This is a genomic window from Streptomyces sp. PA03-6a (genome assembly GCF_033792765.1).
GTDB lineage: Bacteria > Actinomycetota > Actinomycetes > Streptomycetales > Streptomycetaceae > Actinacidiphila.
Window position 1 is genome coordinate 58,270 of record NZ_JARAVK010000003.1, and the last position, 17,495, is coordinate 75,764.

The 17,495-nt window shown below is 73.3% G+C and carries 22 protein-coding genes; 11 read left to right on the top strand and 11 right to left on the bottom strand.

Features of this window, described 5'->3' with window-relative positions; all coding sequences use genetic code 11:
* Positions 1 to 47: 47 nt before the first annotated feature.
* Positions 48 to 860, bottom strand: a complete 813-nt coding sequence (locus tag PV350_RS01415) for an IclR family transcriptional regulator domain-containing protein (protein ID WP_499515917.1) — start codon at positions 858 to 860, stop codon at positions 48 to 50.
* A 529-nt stretch (positions 861 to 1,389) separates the two neighbouring features.
* Here PV350_RS01415 and PV350_RS01420 point away from each other — a divergent pair.
* Positions 1,390 to 2,241 carry a formate/nitrite transporter family protein gene (locus PV350_RS01420; RefSeq protein WP_499515916.1) on the top strand — a complete coding sequence of 284 codons (852 nt, stop codon included), beginning with the start codon at positions 1,390 to 1,392 and terminating at the stop codon, positions 2,239 to 2,241.
* 55 nt (positions 2,242 to 2,296) lie between these two features.
* Here the strand turns inward: PV350_RS01420 and PV350_RS01425 are convergent, their stop codons facing one another.
* Positions 2,297 to 3,223: a pirin family protein gene (locus PV350_RS01425; protein ID WP_499515915.1), complete on the bottom strand. Its 927-nt coding sequence runs from the start codon at positions 3,221 to 3,223 to the stop codon at positions 2,297 to 2,299.
* A gap of 125 nt (positions 3,224 to 3,348) precedes the next feature.
* On the opposite strand from PV350_RS01425, the gene PV350_RS01430 reads away from it, so the two are divergent.
* Entirely contained in the window at positions 3,349 to 3,837 is a 489-nt protein-coding gene (locus PV350_RS01430; RefSeq protein WP_499515914.1) for a carboxymuconolactone decarboxylase family protein, read from the top strand.
* A 74-nt stretch (positions 3,838 to 3,911) separates the two neighbouring features.
* Here the strand turns inward: PV350_RS01430 and PV350_RS01435 are convergent, their stop codons facing one another.
* The gene (locus PV350_RS01435) at positions 3,912 to 4,934 is read right to left on the bottom strand and encodes an aldo/keto reductase (RefSeq protein ID WP_500332556.1); all 1,023 of its coding nucleotides are present in this window, start codon (positions 4,932 to 4,934) and stop codon (positions 3,912 to 3,914) included.
* 174 nt (positions 4,935 to 5,108) lie between these two features.
* Between PV350_RS01435 and PV350_RS01440 the strand changes: the two genes are divergently transcribed.
* The 4 genes from PV350_RS01440 to PV350_RS01455 all read left to right on the top strand — a co-directional run bounded on the left by PV350_RS01440 (position 5,109) and on the right by PV350_RS01455 (position 7,235).
* Entirely contained in the window at positions 5,109 to 5,735 is a 627-nt protein-coding gene (locus PV350_RS01440) for a TetR/AcrR family transcriptional regulator (RefSeq protein WP_499515912.1), read from the top strand.
* Between the two features lie 120 nt (positions 5,736 to 5,855).
* Entirely contained in the window at positions 5,856 to 6,065 is a 210-nt protein-coding gene (locus PV350_RS01445; protein ID WP_500332558.1) for a DUF2180 family protein, read from the top strand.
* 72 nt (positions 6,066 to 6,137) lie between these two features.
* On the top strand, positions 6,138 to 6,575 hold the full coding sequence (locus PV350_RS01450; RefSeq protein ID WP_499515910.1) for a Fur family transcriptional regulator: 438 nt from the start codon (positions 6,138 to 6,140) through the stop codon (positions 6,573 to 6,575).
* Positions 6,576 to 6,725: 150 nt separating this feature from the next.
* Positions 6,726 to 7,235 (top strand): Dps family protein, encoded by a 510-nt coding sequence (locus tag PV350_RS01455; RefSeq protein ID WP_499515909.1) that lies wholly within the window; start codon positions 6,726 to 6,728, stop codon positions 7,233 to 7,235.
* A 60-nt stretch (positions 7,236 to 7,295) separates the two neighbouring features.
* Here the strand turns inward: PV350_RS01455 and PV350_RS01460 are convergent, their stop codons facing one another.
* Entirely contained in the window at positions 7,296 to 8,054 is a 759-nt protein-coding gene (locus PV350_RS01460; RefSeq protein WP_499515908.1) for a DeoR/GlpR family DNA-binding transcription regulator, read from the bottom strand.
* A gap of 99 nt (positions 8,055 to 8,153) precedes the next feature.
* Between PV350_RS01460 and PV350_RS01465 the strand changes: the two genes are divergently transcribed.
* Together PV350_RS01465 and PV350_RS01470 are read left to right on the top strand one after the other, a co-directional pair.
* On the top strand, positions 8,154 to 9,314 hold the full coding sequence (locus PV350_RS01465) for an MFS transporter (RefSeq protein WP_500332577.1): 1,161 nt from the start codon (positions 8,154 to 8,156) through the stop codon (positions 9,312 to 9,314).
* Complete coding sequence (locus PV350_RS01470; RefSeq protein ID WP_499515907.1) at positions 9,311 to 10,072, top strand: alpha/beta hydrolase; 762 nt, start codon at positions 9,311 to 9,313, stop codon at positions 10,070 to 10,072. Before PV350_RS01465 ends, PV350_RS01470 begins: the two co-directional genes overlap by 4 nt.
* 13 nt (positions 10,073 to 10,085) lie before the next feature.
* Here the strand turns inward: PV350_RS01470 and PV350_RS01475 are convergent, their stop codons facing one another.
* Positions 10,086 to 11,066, bottom strand: coding sequence for a D-cysteine desulfhydrase family protein (locus PV350_RS01475; protein ID WP_499515906.1), 981 nt, complete (start codon positions 11,064 to 11,066; stop codon positions 10,086 to 10,088).
* Between the two features lie 173 nt (positions 11,067 to 11,239).
* Between PV350_RS01475 and PV350_RS01480 the strand changes: the two genes are divergently transcribed.
* Both PV350_RS01480 and PV350_RS01485 read left to right on the top strand, forming a co-directional pair.
* Positions 11,240 to 11,632, top strand: a complete 393-nt coding sequence (locus PV350_RS01480) for an SRPBCC family protein (RefSeq protein ID WP_499515905.1) — start codon at positions 11,240 to 11,242, stop codon at positions 11,630 to 11,632.
* A 254-nt stretch (positions 11,633 to 11,886) separates the two neighbouring features.
* On the top strand, positions 11,887 to 12,726 hold the full coding sequence (locus PV350_RS01485; protein WP_499515904.1) for a helix-turn-helix transcriptional regulator: 840 nt from the start codon (positions 11,887 to 11,889) through the stop codon (positions 12,724 to 12,726).
* Here PV350_RS01485 and PV350_RS01490 read toward each other — a convergent pair.
* The 4 genes from PV350_RS01490 to PV350_RS01505 form a co-directional block, all read right to left on the bottom strand.
* A complete protein-coding gene (locus PV350_RS01490; RefSeq protein WP_500332559.1) occupies positions 12,716 to 13,312 on the bottom strand; it encodes a chloramphenicol phosphotransferase CPT family protein in 597 nt (198 codons plus the stop codon). The two genes, PV350_RS01485 and PV350_RS01490, sit on opposite strands and share 11 nt — an antisense overlap.
* Before the next feature lie 49 nt (positions 13,313 to 13,361).
* Positions 13,362 to 13,505 (bottom strand): hypothetical protein, encoded by a 144-nt coding sequence (locus PV350_RS01495; RefSeq protein ID WP_499515902.1) that lies wholly within the window; start codon positions 13,503 to 13,505, stop codon positions 13,362 to 13,364.
* Positions 13,506 to 13,723: 218 nt separating this feature from the next.
* Positions 13,724 to 13,993 carry a hypothetical protein gene (locus PV350_RS01500; protein ID WP_499515901.1) on the bottom strand — a complete coding sequence of 90 codons (270 nt, stop codon included), beginning with the start codon at positions 13,991 to 13,993 and terminating at the stop codon, positions 13,724 to 13,726.
* A 148-nt stretch (positions 13,994 to 14,141) separates the two neighbouring features.
* A complete protein-coding gene (locus PV350_RS01505) occupies positions 14,142 to 14,756 on the bottom strand; it encodes a TetR/AcrR family transcriptional regulator (protein WP_499515900.1) in 615 nt (204 codons plus the stop codon).
* 127 nt (positions 14,757 to 14,883) lie between these two features.
* Between PV350_RS01505 and PV350_RS01510 the strand changes: the two genes are divergently transcribed.
* Positions 14,884 to 15,444 (top strand): ester cyclase, encoded by a 561-nt coding sequence (locus PV350_RS01510; RefSeq protein ID WP_499515899.1) that lies wholly within the window; start codon positions 14,884 to 14,886, stop codon positions 15,442 to 15,444.
* Positions 15,445 to 15,459: 15 nt separating this feature from the next.
* Here PV350_RS01510 and PV350_RS01515 read toward each other — a convergent pair whose 3' ends face one another.
* Complete coding sequence (locus PV350_RS01515; RefSeq protein WP_499515898.1) at positions 15,460 to 16,029, bottom strand: TetR/AcrR family transcriptional regulator; 570 nt, start codon at positions 16,027 to 16,029, stop codon at positions 15,460 to 15,462.
* A gap of 5 nt (positions 16,030 to 16,034) precedes the next feature.
* A complete protein-coding gene (locus tag PV350_RS01520) occupies positions 16,035 to 17,441 on the bottom strand; it encodes an amidase (protein ID WP_500332560.1) in 1,407 nt (468 codons plus the stop codon).
* Positions 17,442 to 17,495 lie beyond the last annotated feature (54 nt).

Sequence of the window (17,495 nt, forward strand, 5' to 3'; positions counted from 1 at the left end):
CGGTGCGTCACCGCCGCCATGGCGCGGTGCCCTGTTCCGGCAGGGCGTCAGCCGGCGGCGGGGCGCACCTCGCCGTGCGGCCGGCTCTGCCACAGCGCCCAGTCCGCCGAGACGTCCCCGGCCGCGCGCAGCAGCAGGGGCAGGTACGTGCCGGTGAGCACGTCCACACTGGTCTCGGCGGCGTGCACGGTGACGTTCATCGCCGCCCGGACCACCCCGTCTCCGTCCCGTACGGGCACGGCGACCGACCGTACGCCGGGCGCGAGTTCCTCGTCGGCCAGCGCCCAGCCGCGGGCCCGGACGGTGCGCAGCTCCGCGGCGAACTCCTCGGGCGTCCGTCGCGGGGACTCCGGCAGCCCGGAGCGGCTGGGCTCGGCCAGGACGGCCTCCAGCTCCTGCGGGCCCAGGCCGGCCAGCAGCACCTTGCCCTGGGAGGTCTGCGGGGCGGGGAACCGGGTGCCGATGTCCACCCGCAGCGCGATGATCTTCGGTACGGAGACGCGGGCCACGTAGACGATGTCGGAGCCGTCCAGCTGCGCCATCGAGGACGACTCCCCGGTCTGCGTGACCAGCGCCTCCATGTGGGGGCGGGCCACGTCCCACAGGCCGAGCGAGCCCACGTAGGACATGCCCAGGCGCAGCACGCGCGGCGTGAGGGTGAACGCGCCCTGGTCGGCGCGGACGTAGCCGAGCTCCTCCAGCGTCAGCAGCAGTCGGCGCGCCGTCGGCCGCGCCAGCCCCGTCGCGGCGGCGATCTCGCTGAGCGTCAGCCGGCGGTGCCGGGCGTCGAAGCAGCCGAGCACGTCCAGCCCGCGGGCCAGCGCCTCCACGAAGTCCGGACCGCTTCCGCGCCCTGCCATCCATGCCTCCCGGGTCCACGACGGCGATGCCCGGCCCACGGGTGACCGCAGGACGGACCGCCCGCAGACGGCGTCGCGCCTGCGTCCGTTCCCCTTCACCGGCTCCCGACCGCACGGGCATCCTCTCGGCGGCCATTATACGGACGATCGTCCGTCGCCGGCGCGGCCTTGGCGACGCCCGGCCACGGCCGCCACGACGGGAAAGGCCCGCATTCCGCCGGCGATGACACCCGGGCGATGATTTCCGGTACCACGCATCAGGCAAAGCAAGGTCGGTCCGCATTCGGCGATCCCCGCCGCGGCGAACCGGCGACCGGCTTCTTTCTGCGGCTCCACCCGCCACGCAGCGCGACTTTACCCAAGGACGAATTCCCGTTGACCCGGCCTTGCATTGCATATTGCACGCCGATGGCATAGCGCGCCATTTCCCTTGTGACGTGCAACTCCTTTTCCTTCACGACGCCTCGACGGACCTAGCATCGGGAAAACCAGGACGGACATTCCGGTACATCAGTGAAGAGGTGACACCATGCCGATCCCCGTGTCCCAGGCCCTCGACGAGCAGGGGCGGACGGCCGCCGAGAAGGCCGCCGGCCTCCGCAGCCCGGGCCGCTACCTGGTCAGCTCCCTGCTGGCCGGGGCGTTCGTCGGGGTCGCGGCGGTGCTGCTGCTCACGGTCACCGGACCACTGGCGGCCGCGGGGTCGCCGTCCACGAAACTCGTCCAGGGCCTGGTGTTCGGCGTGGCGCTCACCCTGGTGGTCTTCGCCGGCGCCGAACTCACCACCGGCAACATGATGACGACGGTCCAGGGCGTCGTCGTCCGCAGCATCAGCGGCGCCAACGCGGCCGCCCTGGTCGTCGGTTCGTTCCTGGGCAACCTCATCGGGTCCGCCCTGTTCGCGCTGCTGGTGCACGGCAGCGGCGTCATCACCGCGGGTGCCGCTCCCGGGCACACCGCGCCGGCCCTCGCCCTGCTCACCACCCTGCTCAAGACGAAGGCGGCGGAGTCCGGCGGGGCGCTGTTCTTCCGCGGTGTGCTCTGCAACTTCCTGGTGTGCCTGGGCGTGTGGATGGCCGCGCGGACCCGGTCGGACGGCGCCAAGATCGCGCTGATCTTCTGGGCCCTGCTGGCGTTCGTCGGCTCCGGCTTCGAGCACGTCGTGGCCAACATGACGTACTACTCGCTCGGGATGCTGGAGCACGTTCCGGACGCCACGGCCGCCGGCTTCGCGCGCAACCTGCTGCTGGTGGGCCTCGGCAACCTCGTCGGCGGCGGACTGCTGGTGGGCGCGGCGTACGCGTTCGTGGGCCGCGGCAGGCCGGGGAGGCCCGCCGGCGGACCCGCCCCCGTCGAGGCTCCGGAGTCGGTCCCGGTGTGAGCGACGCGGACCGGTCCGGCGGCGGACCCGGGTGGCCGCCGCCGGACCGCACCGGTCAGTGCGTGTTCCCCCGCGGCTTCAGGGGCACCCGCGGCAGTTCGGGCGCGGGCAGCGCGTCGCCGTCGTAGCCCTTGACCTCACCGAACCGGGTACCCGTCATCCAGTCGGAGCGGGCCTGTTCGATGTCCTCCTGCGTGCGGCCGATGAAGTTCCACCACATGATGATCCGCTCGCCGAGGGGAGGTCCCCCGAGCAGCACCGCCCGGGCGGGCACGTCGGCGTGGTTGGTCAGGGTCAGGGTGTCGCCGCCGGGGGCCAGGTAGCCGAGTTCGGCCGGGCTCAGCCGGGTGCCGGCCATCTCCACGTCGCCGGCGTCGACGAGCAGGCCGTGCTCGTGGGCCGGGTCGATCGCCAGGGTGACGGTCGCACCGGGATCGAGCGCGAGTTCGGCGCCGAGCAGCGGGGTGAAGGTCGGCACCGGCGAGGTGTCGCCGGCCAGGGACCCCAGGAACACCCGTGCCACGCCGCCGCCGAGCGCCACGGGCTCCGGGACGTAGTGCTGGAAGGCGGGGGCGGTGTCACGGTGCCGCTCGGGGAGCACGACCCACAGCTGGACGCCGTGCAGCACCGTGGTGCGCTCGGTGGAGACCTCCGAGTGGCTGATGCCGTGGCCGCCGGTCATGAGGTTGAGTTCGCCGGGCCGTACGTAGGCGTGCGTCCCGAGGCTGTCGCGGTGCTCGATCTCGCCGCTGAAGAGCCAGCTCACGGTCTGCAGCCCGGTGTGCGGGTGGGGCGCGACGTCCATGCCTCCGGTGTCGGAGACGTCGTCCGGCCCGTAGTGGTCGGCGAAGCACCAGGCGCCGATGAGCGAGCGGTCCCGCTGCGGCAGGGTGCGCCGCACCGTCATCGCGCGGGGTCCGCCGAGCGGGACGTCGCGGGCGGACAGGATCTCCACGGTGCCCTCGGGCTGGGTCCCGCTCATGTCGCGCTTCTCACACAACGACTGCTTCGAATTTCAACAATCATGGAGTTGATGATACGGCGATGCCCCCGAAGGACGACGGCGCATCCCACAGCGGCCGGAGACGGCCCGGCGAAGGAGTACTGGTGAGCGACACCACGGCGGTTCGGCAGGGCAGGCGGATCTTCATCGACAAGCAGAGCCCTCGGGCCTACAAGGCGATGCTGGCGGCCGCCGAGACCGTACGTGCCGTGGCCACCGAGGCCGGGCTCGAACACGACCTCGTGGAGCTGGTGAACATCCGCGTGTCGCAGCTGAACGGCTGCGCCTTCTGCCTGGACCGGCACACCAGGACCGCCCTCAGCGCGGGCGAGACCCCGCAGCGGCTGACCGTGCTGCCGGCCTGGCGCGACACCGAGCTGTTCACCGCGCGCGAGCGCGCCGCGCTCGCGGTGGCCGAGGTGACCACGGACCCCACCGACGCCACCGCCCAGGAAGAGGCCTACCAGGCCGCGCGCGAGGTGTTCGGCGACGACGAGCTCTCGGCCCTGATCTGGGTGGCGATCACCATCAACTCCTTCAACCGGGTCTCCATCCTGAGCAAGCACCCGGTCCGCCCCGGCCCGCGCCGGTGAGCCACGACCGTACGCGAAGGGGCGCGGCCCGCCGTTCGTGACGGCCGGGCCGCGCCCTTCCCGTTACGGCGGGGTCAGCCGTCCAGGTCCCGCTTGGCCCCCGGGCCGGAGTGCACCCGCTCGATGTACTCCGGGGCGAGCCGGCTGACCTCGTCGAGCGCGGCGAGGTCGTCCTCGGTGAGCGTGAGCCCGGCCGCGGCGAGGTTGCCCTGCAGCTGGTCCATGCGGCTCGCGCCGACCAGCACGCTGCTGACCCCGGGCTGCTGCATCACCCAGGCGAGGGCCACCTGCGCGACCGTCGCGCCGTGCCGCGCGGCGATCTCGTCGAGGCGGTCGACCACGTCGTGTCCGCGTGCCTCGTCGACCGGCGGGTTCGAGCCCTTGCCCCAGCGCGTCGAGCGGTCGCGCTCCGCTCCCCGGCGGAACCTGCCGCTCAGGAAACCGCCCGCGAGGGGGCTGTAGACCAGCAGGCCGAGCCCCTGGTCGCGCACGGCGGGGAGGATCTCGCGCTCGATGTCGCGGCCGACGAGGGAGTAGTAGGCCTGCAGGGAGGCGAAGCGCTCCAGGTCGTGCAGGGCCGAGACGCCCAGCGCCTTCATCAGCTGCCACGCCGCGAGGTTGGAGGCGCCGATGTAGCGCACCTTGCCCTGGCGGACCGCGTCGTCGAGCGTGCGGAGGGTCTCCTCCAGCGGCGTCAGCGGGTCGAAGCTGTGGATCTGGTAGAGGTCGATCCGGTCCGTGCCCAGCCGCCGCAGGCTGTCCTCCAGCTGGCGCATGACGTGCAGGCGCGACAGGCCCATGTCGTTGGGGCCGGCGCCCATCCGGCCGTAGACCTTGGTGGCGAGGACGACGTCGTCGCGCCGCCCGCCGAGTATCCGGCCCAGCACCTCCTCCGACTCCCCGTCGGAGTAGATGTTCGCGGTGTCGATCAGGTTCACGCCGGCGTCGAGCGCGGCGTCCAGCATCTTGCCGGACTCGGTGTCGCCGAGGCCCCCGAGCACCTTCCAGAAGTCGTGGTCGCCTCCGCCGAAGGACATGGTGCCCAGGCCGAGCCGGGACACCAGGAGGCCGGTGTTGCCAAGTCGCGTGTAGCGCATGTCGTCGTCTGCCTTGCCTTTGCGTGTCACTGCCTCGCGGACGGGACAGCGGTGCACCGTTCACGGGCACATCGGACAGTATGCACGACACTCTGTCGGACAGAGTGTCCGAGACAGTACGGTGACCTATGGGACGGAGAGAATGGGCGTCCGGTCAACCAGGGAGCAGTACACATGGCATCGATCACCCGCCCGACCCGCCAGACCAGGCGCCGCGCGGACTCCGAGGCGGCGGTCCTCGCCGCCACCGAGCGGCTCCTCCAGGGCGGCGCCACCTTCACCGAGCTCGGCGTCCAGCGGATCGCCGCGGAGGCGGGCGTGGCGCGGTCGACCTTCTACCTGTGCTTCCGGGACAAGACCGACCTGCTCATCCGGCTGACCGCCCACATGAAGGAGGAGCTGTTCCGGATCGGCGGCGACTGGCGTCCGACCGGGCCGGACGGCGGCCCCGACGGCCTGGCGGCGATCTACGTGGAGCAGCTGCGCTACTACCGCGAGCGCGGGCCCCTGCTCGCCGCCATCGCCGAAGTGGCCGCCTACGACGCCGAGATGCGCGAGGCCAGGGCACGGGAGATCGACCGGTTCACCCGGCACATGACCCGGCTGATCGAGGAGGAGCAGCAGGCCGGCCGCCTCCACCGGGGGGTGGACGCGGCGGCCGCGGCGCACGTGCTGGCCTGGGGCGGTGAGCAGGTCATCGCACGTCAGGTGGCGACCGGCGACCCGGCCCGGGACGAGGCCGTGGCCCGCGACCTGGCCGGGTCGCAGTGGTACGGCACCTACCGCCGCCCGGAGGCCTGAGTCCTTCCGTATGGCGGAACGCGTACGCCCGAGATTTGACTCGGTCAATTCTGGCCCTTACGTTCGAGGGGCGGGCGACGAGAACCGCACCCCTCCCCCACCCCACCGGAGCGAACCCGCGTGAAGTGCTACGACTGCGTCCAGGAAGCGCGCCACGACAGCGAAGGCATCGGCGTCTGCACCCGTTGCGGGCTGTTCACCTGCGCGGACCACTCCCGCGTCGTCCGCCTCCCCGTCCACCAGCCCCGGGGGCTCGGCCGGGCGACCAGCCGCCTGCCCGCGCGCCGCGTCGTCTGCGCCACCTGCCACACGGCCGAGACCGCCGAGTGAGCACGGCCATGGCGGCACGTGCACTAAAATTGACTTTGTCAAATCTCGTGCGCGAAGGAGCGTGACGCCGCCATGGAGCAGTCAGTGGGCGACCTGCTCAAGAGCAAGGGGCTGCGCAGTACGGCACAGCGCCGCGCCCTCCTCAGCGCCTTGCAGGGCCACCCCCACTCCACCGCCTCCGAGCTCGAGGCGAGGATCGGCGTCGGCTCCCCGGGCGCGGGCGGACTGTCCAAGCAGGGCCTCTACAACGTGCTCGACGACCTCACCAGGGTGCAGTTGATCCGCTGCATCGAGCCCGCCGGTTCCGCCGCACGCTACGAGCTGCGCGTCGGCGACAACCACCACCACCTGGTCTGCCGCAGCTGCGGACGTGTCGAGGACGTCGACTGCACCGTCGGCGCGGCCCCCTGCCTGGACCCCCTGGAGGACAAGGGCTTCGTCATCGACGAGGCCGAGATCACCTGGTGGGGACTGTGCGCCGACTGCCAGAAGGCCGCCACCGGCGCCTAGATTTGACCGGGTCCAATCTAGGCGTAGTGTGGGAAGCGCACCAGGACGAAGGCCGCCACCGGCCCCGTCACACCCCTCCCACCTCGCCGGCCGGACGCGGACCTCGCGGCACGCACCGCACACCGCCCGCCCATGGGAACGGAGTCCATCGTGACCACGACCCTGCACGCCTCCCCCACCAACCGGCGCCGCGCTTTCGACGCCGCCCCGTTCACCGCCTCTGCACCGCTGGCCGCCACCCTCCAGGACGTCCTCGTCGACCTGCTGGAACTGCACGCACAGACCAAGCAGGCGCACTGGAACGTCGTCGGCCGCGGCTTCCGCAGCCTGCACCTGGAACTGGACGAGATCGCCGCGACCGCCCGTGAAGCGGCGGACGAGATCGCCGAGCGGATGCGCGCCGTCGGCGCCACCCCCGACGGCAGGAGCGACACCGTGGCACGGACCACGACGCTCCCCGAGTTCCCCGCGGGCCGTATCGAGGACACCCGCGCCGCGGCCCTCGTCCTCGGCCGCCTCAACACCGTCGGATGCGTGCTGCGCGCGGCGTCCAGCGCCACGGGCGGCGAGGACCCGGCCACGGGGGACCTGGTCAACACCACGCTGCAGTCCGTCGAGAAGCACGCCTGGATGCTGCGCGACCGCCTCGCCCACGGCTGACCTTCCGTCACATTCCGTACGGTCGGGACACCTTGACGACGTCGGACGGCGGACGCGTGGTCACACCTGCCGGACCATGACACCCGCCGCGGTCAGTGCGCCGACCGCGTCCTGCGGCGCGGAGTCGTCCGTGACGACGGCGTGCAACGCGCCGGCCGGGGCGACGAAGGCGAGGGCGGTGCGGGAGAGTTTGACCCCCTCCGTCACCGCGATGACGCGGCGGGCGGAGCCGATGGCGGCCCGCTTCACGGCGGCGTCGTCCAGGTCGTAGGCCGTGAGGCCGTTGGCGGCGTTCAGACCGCAGCAGCCGATCACCGCGGTGTCGAAGCGCAGCGCGGCCAGCGACGCCTCGGTCAGCGGGCCGGTGAGCGCCAGTTCGCCGGGCCGCGGCCGGCCGCCCGGGACGAGCAGGGTCAGGTGCGGGGCGCCGGTCAGGGCGTTCACCGAGTGCAAGGACAGGGGCATCACCGTCAGCCGGCGCCCTTCGAGCGCCCGGGCCACCTCCAGGCAGGTCGTACCGCTGTCCAGGACGACGGCCTCGCCGTCGGCGATCAGCCCGGCGACCTCGGCGGCGATGCGCCGCTTGCCCTCCTGCCCCTCCTGGGACCGGAGCCCGAAGGGCGGTTCCTCACCGCGCAGCAGCAGGCTCCGCGCGCCGCCCCGGTAGCGCTCCAGGACACCCTGGGCGGCCAGCACCTCCAGGTCGCGGCGGACGGTCATCTCCGAGGCGCCGGTGAGGGCGGCCAGTTCGGCGACGCCGACGCGGCCCGCCTCCTGCACGGCCTCGGTGATCTGCCTGAGTCGGTCGGTACCAGCCATGACCGCATTGAACAGCAGTAATGTTCAAAAGGCAAGGTTTCGAAAGCAATCCATGTTCGCTATGTTCGAAGTGTGAACACAGCACCTCGGGCCGCCCGGATGGCCACCTTCGCCTACTTCGTGCTGAACGGCTTCGTGCTGGGAATGTGGATCGTGCACATCCCGGAGATCGAGCACCGCACGGGGATCGGCCATGCCACGCTCGGCTGGCTCCTGCTGCTGCTCGGCGCGGGGGCCTTCGCGGGCATGCAGATCGTCGGCCCGCTCACCGACCGCCTCGGTGCCCGTACGGTCGTGCCCGTCAGCGCGGCGCTGTGCAGCGCCACCGTCGTCCTGCCGGGCCTGGCCGGCGACGCCTGGACCCTGGGGGCCGCCCTCCTGCTGCTCGGCATCGGCAACGGCAGCCTGGACGTCAGCATGAACGCCCACGCCGTCCAGGTCGAGCACGGCTACGGACGGCCCGTCATGTCGGCCTTCCACGCCACCTTCTCCATCGGCGGCGTCCTGGCCGCGCTCGCGGGCGCGCGGACGCTCAGCAGCGGCTGGAGCCCGGCGTGGACGCTCGGGGTCGTCGCGGCGCTGGGCGTCGTCGTCGCGGTCGCGGCGGCACCCGCCCTGCTGCGGCCCGCAACCCGCGCCCCCGATACGGGAGATGCGAAGGCTCAGGCCCACCGGCGGACGCCACGGCGCATCTGGGCACTCGCCGTACTCGCGTTGATGATCATGATGTGCGAAGGGGTGGCCAACGACTGGAGCACGCTCCACCTGAGCACCGTGCTGGACGCGCCGGCCGCCACCGCCGCCCTCGCCTACGGGGCCTTCTCCACCGCCATGACGGCCGGCCGGTTCGTCGTGGACCGCGTGGCGACGCGGCTCGGTCCCCTGGCCGTCCTGCGGGGCGGCGCCACGGTGGCCGCGGCCGGGCTCCTCACGGCGGCCCTCTCCCCCTGGGTGCCCCTGGCGGTGGCCGGCTGGGCCGTGTTCGGCGCCGGACTGTCCGGCTGCGTGCCCCAGTTGTTCAGCGCGGCGGGCCACGCCGACCCCGCCGCCGCCGGCGCCAACGTCTCCCGCGTCGCCGGGCTCGGCTACCTCGGCATGCTCGCCGGCCCGGCGGTCATCGGGCCGCTGACCCGTCTGATGCCGCTCAACATCACCTTCCTGCTGCCCGTGGCATGCTGTGCCGTCGCGGCCGCGGCGGCCGGCATTCTGCGGCCGCCCGCGCGCACCGCACCGGCGCACCAGGAGGTCTCGACGGCATGACCGGCACCGAACGCACCGGCGGGAAGCCCGCCACGATCGAGTCGTTCACCGTGGACTGCGACGGGGAGACCCTCGGTTGCACGGCGGCGCGCCCGGTCACGGACGACACGGGAGCGGCCGGGGCGCTGACGGCCGTTGTCCTGCACGGCGCGGGAACCAGCGACAGGCAGCGGCTCACCGGCCTGCTGGGCGACGTCGCCGCCCGTGGTCACCACGCCCTCGCCTTCGACTTCTCGGGGCACGGCGACAGCACCGGCCTGCTCGCGGACTCCAGCCTGAGGCGGCGGTTCCTCCAGGCCCGGGCCGTCATCGACGGACATGTCCCGGCCCGGCACCGCCTGGCCGTGATCGGCTTCAGCATGAGCGGGCAGACCGTCGCCGACCTGGCGCGGCACTACGGCGCACGGGTGGCGTCCGTCGGCCTGTGCGCCCCTGCCGTGTACGCGCCCGACGCGTGGACCGTGCCCTTCGGGGCGGGCTTCACCGAGATCATCCGGACGCCGGAGAGCTGGCGGAACTCGCCCGCCCTCGACGTCTTCCGCTCCCTCTCCGGCCGGGCGGTCCTGGCGACCCCGGCCGCCGACGCGGTGATCCCGCCCGCCGTCACCGAGGCCGTCGCCACCGCGCTCGGGGGCTCCCGCGCGCGCTTCACCCGGCTCACCTACCCGGACGCGGAGCACCGCCTCGCCCTGTGGTTCACCGGCAACCCGGAGCCGCGCGGCCGCTTCGTCGACGCCGTCCTGCGCGACGGGGCGTGAACGTCCGGGCCCGTCAGCCCCGTTCGTACGCCCGCAGTGCGGCGACCGAGCGGCGTACGGCCTCGGCGTGCCCGAACAGCCCGGGCAGGCCGCCGGTGTGCAGGAAGACGGTGCGCCGGCCGCGGCGGATGTCGCCGTCGCGTACCGCCGCGGCCAGACCGGCCATGGCTCGGCCGGTGTAGGTGGGGTCCAGGGCGATGCCCTCGGTGGCCGCCGCCGTACGCATCGCCTCCAGGACCGGTTCGTGGAGCGTCGCGTAGCCGGCGCCGACCTGGTCGGTGCGAATGCGCAGCGAGTCCGGGGCGACGGCACGGTGGGCGACCGCCCCCACCAGGTCCGCCACGATGGCGGCGGGTCCGGTCACGGCGCCGCAGTGGACGCCCAGGACCCGTTCCTCACCCAGTGCGGCGACGAGACCGGCCATGGTGCCGCCGGAGCCGAGGGCCACCACCACATGGGCGACGTCGGGCAGTTGGGCGTGGAGCTCCTCACCGGCCTCGACGTAGCCGCGGGCACCGCTCGGGCTGGAACCGCCGAAGGGGATGAGGTGGGGCAGCGCGCCCTCGCGGCGCAGTTGTCCGCACACCTCCTCGGCGACGCCCGCGAGACCGGCGGGCTCGGCGTCGCCGGCCCAGACGACCCTGGCACCGAAGAGGCCGTCCAGGACGAGGTTGCCGGTGCCGGACCCGGCTTCGGGTTCCTCGCCGGGGAAGACGAGGACGACGTCGAGCCCGAGGCGCGCGCCGGCCGCGGCGGTGAGGCGGGCGTGGTTGCTCTGCGCCGCGCCGACCGTCACCAGGGTGTCCGCGCCCGCGTCGAGTGCCTCGCCGACCGTCCACTCCAGCTTGCGGACCTTATTGCCGCCGCCGCCCAGCCCGGTGAGGTCGTCCCGCTTGATCCACAGGTCGTCCGCGCCCAGGCCGAGGGCGGTGGCCAGGCGCGGCATGGGCTCGACGGGCGTGGGCCAGGTGGACAGCGTGATCTTGCCGGGCATCGGCTGCGCTCCAGGGTCTGACGGCGGCGGTGACCGGCGTTCCGGACGCCGGTGGAGTCCATTGTGGGCGCTGCCGGGCGCCCACCCCTCCGGAAGGGCGGAAGGGGGCCCGGTGGCTGCCTCCGCGCGGCGAAGGGACACTTGGAGTCTCCCCCTGAGGAGGTGGGATCGCCGTGAGCGAGTTCGAGCGCTCCATGAACATGACGGCCTCCGCGGACCGCGTCTTCGACCGGGCGCAAGACCTCGGCCGCATCGAGTCCTGGCTCCCCGACGAGCTGCACGTCCGCGCCGCCGAACCGCCCGCCGTCACCGTGCACGACGACGACACCGGACGGGACGCGGCCGCGCTCTTCCGGGCCGACCGCGCGCACAAACGGCTGGAGTGGGGTACCAGCGAGGACGACCGCTACGCGGGCTGGCTGCAGGTGGACCGGACCGACGAGCGGACCAGCGAGGTGACCATCCACCTGTCGTTCTTCGACGAGAGCATCGCGCCGCCGGAGGACGTCGTGGACCAGGCCTTGGACGACAGCCTGCACCGTCTGTCGCGCATGGCCACCGCCTGAGTCCGGCGGCGCGTCCGGGCGCCGGGGCCAACTGTCGGCGCCGGCCGCACCGCCGGTGCGAGAGGACGGCTCCCGGGATGACGCACGTCCCAGCGGACCCGGACTCCGTCCCCTCGTGCCTCCCAACGTAAATCTCAGTTTGGACTGAGTCAAATGTCGGCGGTCGCCCCGGACCGGCCCCGTGCCACCCTCGCCGGACTTCCTGGGACTGCGGGTACCAGGCAGCCACGCGGCCCGCGCAGCACACTGGGGACATGGCGGCGACGGAATTCGGCAGAGCGGTGCGGAGGTGGCGGGAGCGGGTGGCCCCCGAGGCCGCCGGGCTGCCGGTCGGCGGGCACCGGCGTGCCCCGGGACTGCGCCGGGAGGAACTGGCGCAGCTGGCGGGGATCTCCGTCGACTACGTCACCCGGCTCGAACAGGGCCGGGCCTCCCATCCGTCGGCGCAGGTCGTGGAAGCCCTGGCCAGGGCGCTGCGGCTGTCCCCGGACGAGCGCGGGCACCTGTTCCAGCTGGCCGGCCTGGCGCCCCCCGGGCCGGACACCGTCCCCGCCTACATCACGCCCAGCGTCCAGCGTCTGCTCGACCGGCTGACCGGCACCCCGGTCGCCGTCTACGACGCGTCCTGGACGCTGCTGGTGGCCAATCCCCCGTACGCGGCGCTCATGGGAGATCCGTCCGGGTGGCGAGGCAACCAGCGCAACGGGGTCTGGAACCACTTCGTCGGCGGGGGCGAGCGGATCCGGCGCACCCCGGAGTACCTGGCCGCCTTCGAGTCGGCACTCGTCGCCGACCTCCGCGCGGCCGCCGACCGCTACCCGGCCGACCCGCAGGTGCGCCGGCTCGTCGCGGACCTCCGCGCGAACAGCGAGCGGTTCGCCGGGCTGTGGGACGCCGGCGCGGTCGGCCGGCACGAGGCGGCCCGAAAGACGCTCGACCACCCGCGCGTGGGCCCGCTGACCCTCGACTGCGACGTGCTCACCGTGACGGGCAGCGACCTGCGCATCATGGTCTACACCGCAGAACCCGGCACCGAGGACGCCGACCGCCTGGCGCTGCTCACCGTGCTCGGCACCCAGGAACTCACCGGGTGACGGCCGCCAGTCGCTCGAACGCGGTCGGGAACGGCCTGCGGGGCAGGAAGTCACGGATGCGGCGGGCACACTCCGCCGCGGAGGTCTCGGTCGTGTCGCACTCGACGTCGTAGAGGCCGTGGGCGTGGACGAGTCCGGACTGACGGGCCGCCAGGCCTTCGGGGCGGTCCCCGCGCTCGCGCTCGCGCCGCCGGAGTTCCCCGGGCGAGCAGTGCACCCCCACCAGGACGACGTCCCTCAGGGGGAACAGCCCGAGGCAGTCCCGCAGGCGCCAGGGCTCGCTGAGGACGTGGTCGACCACCACGTTGTTGCCCCCGGCGGCCATGCCGGCGACCGCGCGGTGGAATCCCCGCCAGGTGCGCCGCAGTACGCCCGGCAATTCCTCCGGGCCCACCTCGCGACGGGACCGCATGGCGTGGAACGCGTCCACCGGCATGTGGAAGTAGGTGCCGTCCAGGGTGAGCAGCAGTTCCCTGGCGATGCTCGACTTCCCGGAACTGGACGTCCCGTTGAGGAAGACGATGAGGCCGCCTGGCCCGGCTTCGGTGGCTGCGCCGGTATCGGTGGTCGCGTCGGCTTCGGGCAAGGTGCCTCCTCCGCCGCCGGACCGCCGGGGGCCGTGGTGGGCGGTCGCCCTACGGCGCTTGCGTGCCAGGCGCGTTGGGGCCTGCCGACGGCTGGGTGGGGGGAGGACCCACGATCCGGTCCTCCACTGCGGACAGGACGAGCATCAGCCCGAGCAGGAACACCGGCAGCCCGAGCACCAATGCGGCGATCATCGCAGATCCTCCTCGCACGGCAGGGACGTTCGCCTGCGGCGGGCAGGGGCGTCGGACGGGTGGCGGCGGTCGTGGACACGGTGGGACACGGGCGACATGGGCACCTCCGCTGTGGCGTCGGATGCCCGCCTTCCCCGCTTCGGGCGTTGTATGGGGGCGCCCGGGAAGCCGGCGCTCCCGCGTCCCGGTTCCGGTCCCGGGCGCCGCGCCCCGTCGGGTCAGTAGCGGAAGGCGTCGGGACCGTCGAGCCGCCCGAACCGCCGCGGGTGCGGGATCTGCTCCGGCCGCTGGGCCCACCGGGCACGGCGGCGCCGGGCGCCTCCGTGCTCGCCCCAGTAGAGGACCGCGACGACACCGGCCGTCGCGCACAGCAACGCGCCGACGACGACGCTGTAGACCGTGCCCGTCGAGAACACCCCGACCACGGTGCCCAGCACGACTCCCAGCATTCCCGCACCGAAAACGAGCCTGCGAATCTTCAAATCCATGAAGAATCACTCCCTTTCGCCAGAACGCATTCCCCGGTGAACGCCCGTCAATCCACGGATCGCCTTAACGAGTGACACCCGGCCCGGGTTTGTGACGCATCATCATGCCCTTTCCCCCGCATTCCTCCACGATCGGGGAGCCGCGGTTTCACACGAGGGCGTCCATCGCCGTGCGGTATAGGACCTCCTCGGCCCGGTCCCACGACCAGCCGTTCTCCACCACGAGCGTGCGCCAGCCGGTCGGGCCGAACCAGAACCAGAGCAGGTCGGCGGTCTCCTCCGGCGAGTAGCGCGCGGCGGATCCGCTCACCGCCAGGAAATGCCGGGCGACCGCGCGCAGCGCCTCCCGGTAGTCCGCCGTCGCCCTTTCCCACAACGCCTCGCCGTTCTCGTGCACGGGCAACGCCTTCTGAATCGCCTCGTGCGCCTTGAACTGGCTCTCGTTGCCCGCCCGGGTGCCGCCGGCGAGCGCCCGCAGGACACCCTCGGGCGTCCGTACGGCCAGGATGCGCGCGACCGCCCCCTCGTAACCGGACCCCACGACGGCCTTGTCGACGATCCGGTCCAGGATGTCCGATTTGCTGCCGACGCTCGCGAAGACCGTCTTCGACGCGACCCCGGCCGCCGCCGCGATGTCCGCGACGGTCACCCGCCCGTAGCCGCGTTCGGCGAAGAGCTGCTCCGCCTGTTCGAGGATCACCGCACGCGTCCGCGCCGCGGCCTGTTCACGGAGCGGGGAGACGTAAGCGCGCTTGGTGACCATGACGTCATCCTACTATCGGTGCCGCTTTGACCTATCCAATCGGTCCTCTATAACCTCAATATCGGATGCGCGGCTCGCGCATCCGGTGAGACCGGCCCGCGGGACGGGCGGGCGAAAGGTGGGAACGATGGCGATGGACGCCAAGGACCTGGCCGAAGGGCTCTTCCGGATCCTGGAGACGGGCGACGCGGCGCTGGCCGCCGAGGTCGTGGGCGCCGACAACCACAACCGGGAGGCGGCCGTCTCGCCCGCGGCCTGTTCGATACCCGGCCCGGCGGGGACGCTGGCCTCTGGCGCATGGCTCCGCTCGGCCTTCAGCGAGCTGCGCTTCCCGGTGCTGGGCATCGCCCGCAACGACGATCAGGTCTGGATCCGGCTGCGCATGCAGGGACGGCACACCGGTCCGTTCGTGCGCTTCCGGGACGGCGTCCTCGACCAGGCGATCCCTCCCACGGGGCGCGAGGTCGACTTCGAGCAGGTGCACCTGCTCGACCTCCGCGGCGGCAAGGTCGTCCGGCACGAGGCGCTGCGCGACGACGTCACGATGCTGGGCCAGCTCGGCATCTTCCCCCCGTCGCCGGGCGTGGCGCTGCGCATGGTCGCCTGGAAGGTCTCCGGACGCGCCAAGCGGGCCGCCGACGAGGTCACGAAGCTCGCGGCCGAGGCGGCCGGGCAGGCGCGCGCGTAGCCCGGCGGGCCCGGCTCAGCGGGCGCCCGAGGCGCCCCGTGCCAGCAGGAGCAGCGCGTCGACCAGGCTCTCGGCCGAGCTGCCGGTGGCCAGGCGGCGCAGCTGCATCCCGAACACCAGGGCCACGACCGTCGAGGCGGCCTCCTCGGCGTCCGGCACGCCGAGGGCGGTCAGCACGGACGCGGCGAGCCGGTCGTAGGCGGCGAAGCACTCGGCCGCGGCCTCCCGCAGCGCGGGGTCGCGGCCGGCCTGGACGTACAGCTCGAAGGGCGCGAGGTGGGTGCTGTCGAAGCCCGTCCCCTCGGCGACCTGCCCGACCAGCGCGGCGGCGCCCTTGAGGTCGATGCCCTCCTCCTGCCCCCGGGCGGCCAGTTCGGTGAAGCGGCCGGTCTCCTCCTCCACGAAGTGCAGCAGGCTCTCCCGCAGCAGGTCGTGCTGCGTGGCGAAGTGGTAGGTCACCGAGCCGAGGGACACCCCGGCCTCCTGGGCGATGCGCCGATTGGTGACCGCGGCGACACCGTCCTGACCGATGATCCGCAGGACGGCGCTGATGATGTTCTGGCGGGTGCCGGCGGGGTTGGGCATGCCTGTCATTGTGTCACCGCGGCAGGGGCGCACTGCTCGTACCAGCGCTGATCGCTCTCCAGCTGCGCGGCGAGCGAGATCAGCAGGGGCTCGCTGTGGGCCGGCCCGAGGAGCTGGGCGCCCACCGGCAGGCCGTCGCCGAAGCCCGCCGGGACGCTGATGCCGGGCCAGCCGAGCACGTTCCAGGGCCAGGCGTACGGGCAGGCCGCGATCACCGCCCGGTCGGTGCGCCGCCCGGACAGCTCCGTCATGGCGCCCACGGCCGGGGGCGGGGTGGCGGTGGCGGGGGTGAGGAGCACGTCGAAGCGGGAGAAGATCTCCCCGATCCGGCGGTGCTGGCCGCCCTCCGCGCGGCGGGCGCGGCGCAGGGCGGCCCCGGCGAGCAGACGCCCGTTCCGGGAGGCGGTCAGGGTGCGGGGGTCGAGGAGCGTACGGTCCGGGACGCGGTCGCTCCACTGGCTGATGCCGGCGAACGCGCGGGGCAGGAAGCTCAGTCCGATCAGGCCGTAGCGCGGCTCGGCCTCCTCCACGTCGTGGCCCAGCCGGGCGAGGGCGTCGGCCAGGTCCCCGAGCGCGCGGCGCACGGACGGGTGGAGCGGGGCACGGGCGGCGACGAACGGGGGCCGCCAGGACACCGCGATCCGCAGCCGGCCCGGCTCGCGACCGGCCGCCTCGACGGCGGCGATGCCCGGGGGCCGGTGGAGGTCGCCCGGGTGCTGTCCGGCGGCGGCGTCCAGCAGCAGCGCCGCGTCGCCAACGGTGCGGGCGAGCGGGCCGTTGACGGTCAGGCCGTGGAAGGACTCGGCGTCGGGCCAGGTGGAGACCCGGCCACGCTGCGGCTTGATGCCCACCAGACGCGTCCACGCCGCGGGGATGCGGACCGAACCCGCCCCGTCCGAGCCCAGCGCCCCGGCCACCACCCCGGCGGCCACCGCCGCCGCCGCGCCGCCGGAGGAACCCCCGGGCGTGTGCCCGAGGTCCCACGGGTTGCGGGTGGCACCAAAGGCGGGGCCCTCGGTGAACGGCCACTGCCCCAGCTCACAGGTGTTGGTCTTGCCGACGACGATCGCGCCGGCCGCACGCAGCCGCCGTACCGCCTCGCCGTCCTCGGACTTGGCCGGGAAGGCCCCGGCGCAACCGAACGCGGTCGGTTCGCCCGCCAGGTCCGTGTCGTCCTTGATCGCGACGGGGACGCCCAACAGCGGCAGCCGCTCGCCCCGCTCCAGCCGCCGGTCGGCCTCCTCGGCCTCCGCCAGGGCGGCCTCGGCGCGCACACGGCGGAAGGCGTTGACGGTCGGCTGGGTGGCGTCGATGCGGCCGAGCGTCACGCGCACCAGCTCCGCCGCGGTGACATCGCCTTCGCGCAGCGCCCGGGCCTGCGCCGCGAGGCCCTCGGTACGGGCAGTGGACACGGCCGCCCCCTCTCTCTATTGTTCGTTCGAACGAACGAGACGGGAGGTTAGACG

Bases quoted from the DNA above. Each gene is read 5' to 3' on its own strand.
- PV350_RS01450 (WP_499515910.1), top strand. From the start codon at position 6,138: ATGGAGCAGTCAGTGGGCGACCTGCTCAAGAGCAAGGGGCTGCGCAGT.
- PV350_RS01425 (WP_499515915.1), bottom strand. From the start codon at position 3,223: ATGAGCGGGACCCAGCCCGAGGGCACCGTGGAGATCCTGTCCGCCCGC.
- PV350_RS01420 (WP_499515916.1), top strand. From the start codon at position 1,390: ATGCCGATCCCCGTGTCCCAGGCCCTCGACGAGCAGGGGCGGACGGCC.
- PV350_RS01515 (WP_499515898.1), bottom strand. From the start codon at position 16,029: ATGCCCAACCCCGCCGGCACCCGCCAGAACATCATCAGCGCCGTCCTG.
- PV350_RS01475 (WP_499515906.1), bottom strand. From the start codon at position 11,066: ATGCCCGGCAAGATCACGCTGTCCACCTGGCCCACGCCCGTCGAGCCC.
- PV350_RS01470 (WP_499515907.1), top strand. From the start codon at position 9,311: ATGACCGGCACCGAACGCACCGGCGGGAAGCCCGCCACGATCGAGTCG.
- PV350_RS01460 (WP_499515908.1), bottom strand. From the start codon at position 8,054: ATGGCTGGTACCGACCGACTCAGGCAGATCACCGAGGCCGTGCAGGAG.
- PV350_RS01415 (WP_499515917.1), bottom strand. From the start codon at position 860: ATGGCAGGGCGCGGAAGCGGTCCGGACTTCGTGGAGGCGCTGGCCCGC.
- PV350_RS01510 (WP_499515899.1), top strand. From the start codon at position 14,884: ATGGCGATGGACGCCAAGGACCTGGCCGAAGGGCTCTTCCGGATCCTG.
- PV350_RS01485 (WP_499515904.1), top strand. From the start codon at position 11,887: ATGGCGGCGACGGAATTCGGCAGAGCGGTGCGGAGGTGGCGGGAGCGG.
- PV350_RS01435 (WP_500332556.1), bottom strand. From the start codon at position 4,934: ATGCGCTACACGCGACTTGGCAACACCGGCCTCCTGGTGTCCCGGCTC.
- PV350_RS01500 (WP_499515901.1), bottom strand. From the start codon at position 13,993: ATGGATTTGAAGATTCGCAGGCTCGTTTTCGGTGCGGGAATGCTGGGA.
- PV350_RS01440 (WP_499515912.1), top strand. From the start codon at position 5,109: ATGGCATCGATCACCCGCCCGACCCGCCAGACCAGGCGCCGCGCGGAC.
- PV350_RS01495 (WP_499515902.1), bottom strand. From the start codon at position 13,505: ATGATCGCCGCATTGGTGCTCGGGCTGCCGGTGTTCCTGCTCGGGCTG.
- PV350_RS01465 (WP_500332577.1), top strand. From the start codon at position 8,154: ATGGCCACCTTCGCCTACTTCGTGCTGAACGGCTTCGTGCTGGGAATG.
- PV350_RS01505 (WP_499515900.1), bottom strand. From the start codon at position 14,756: ATGGTCACCAAGCGCGCTTACGTCTCCCCGCTCCGTGAACAGGCCGCG.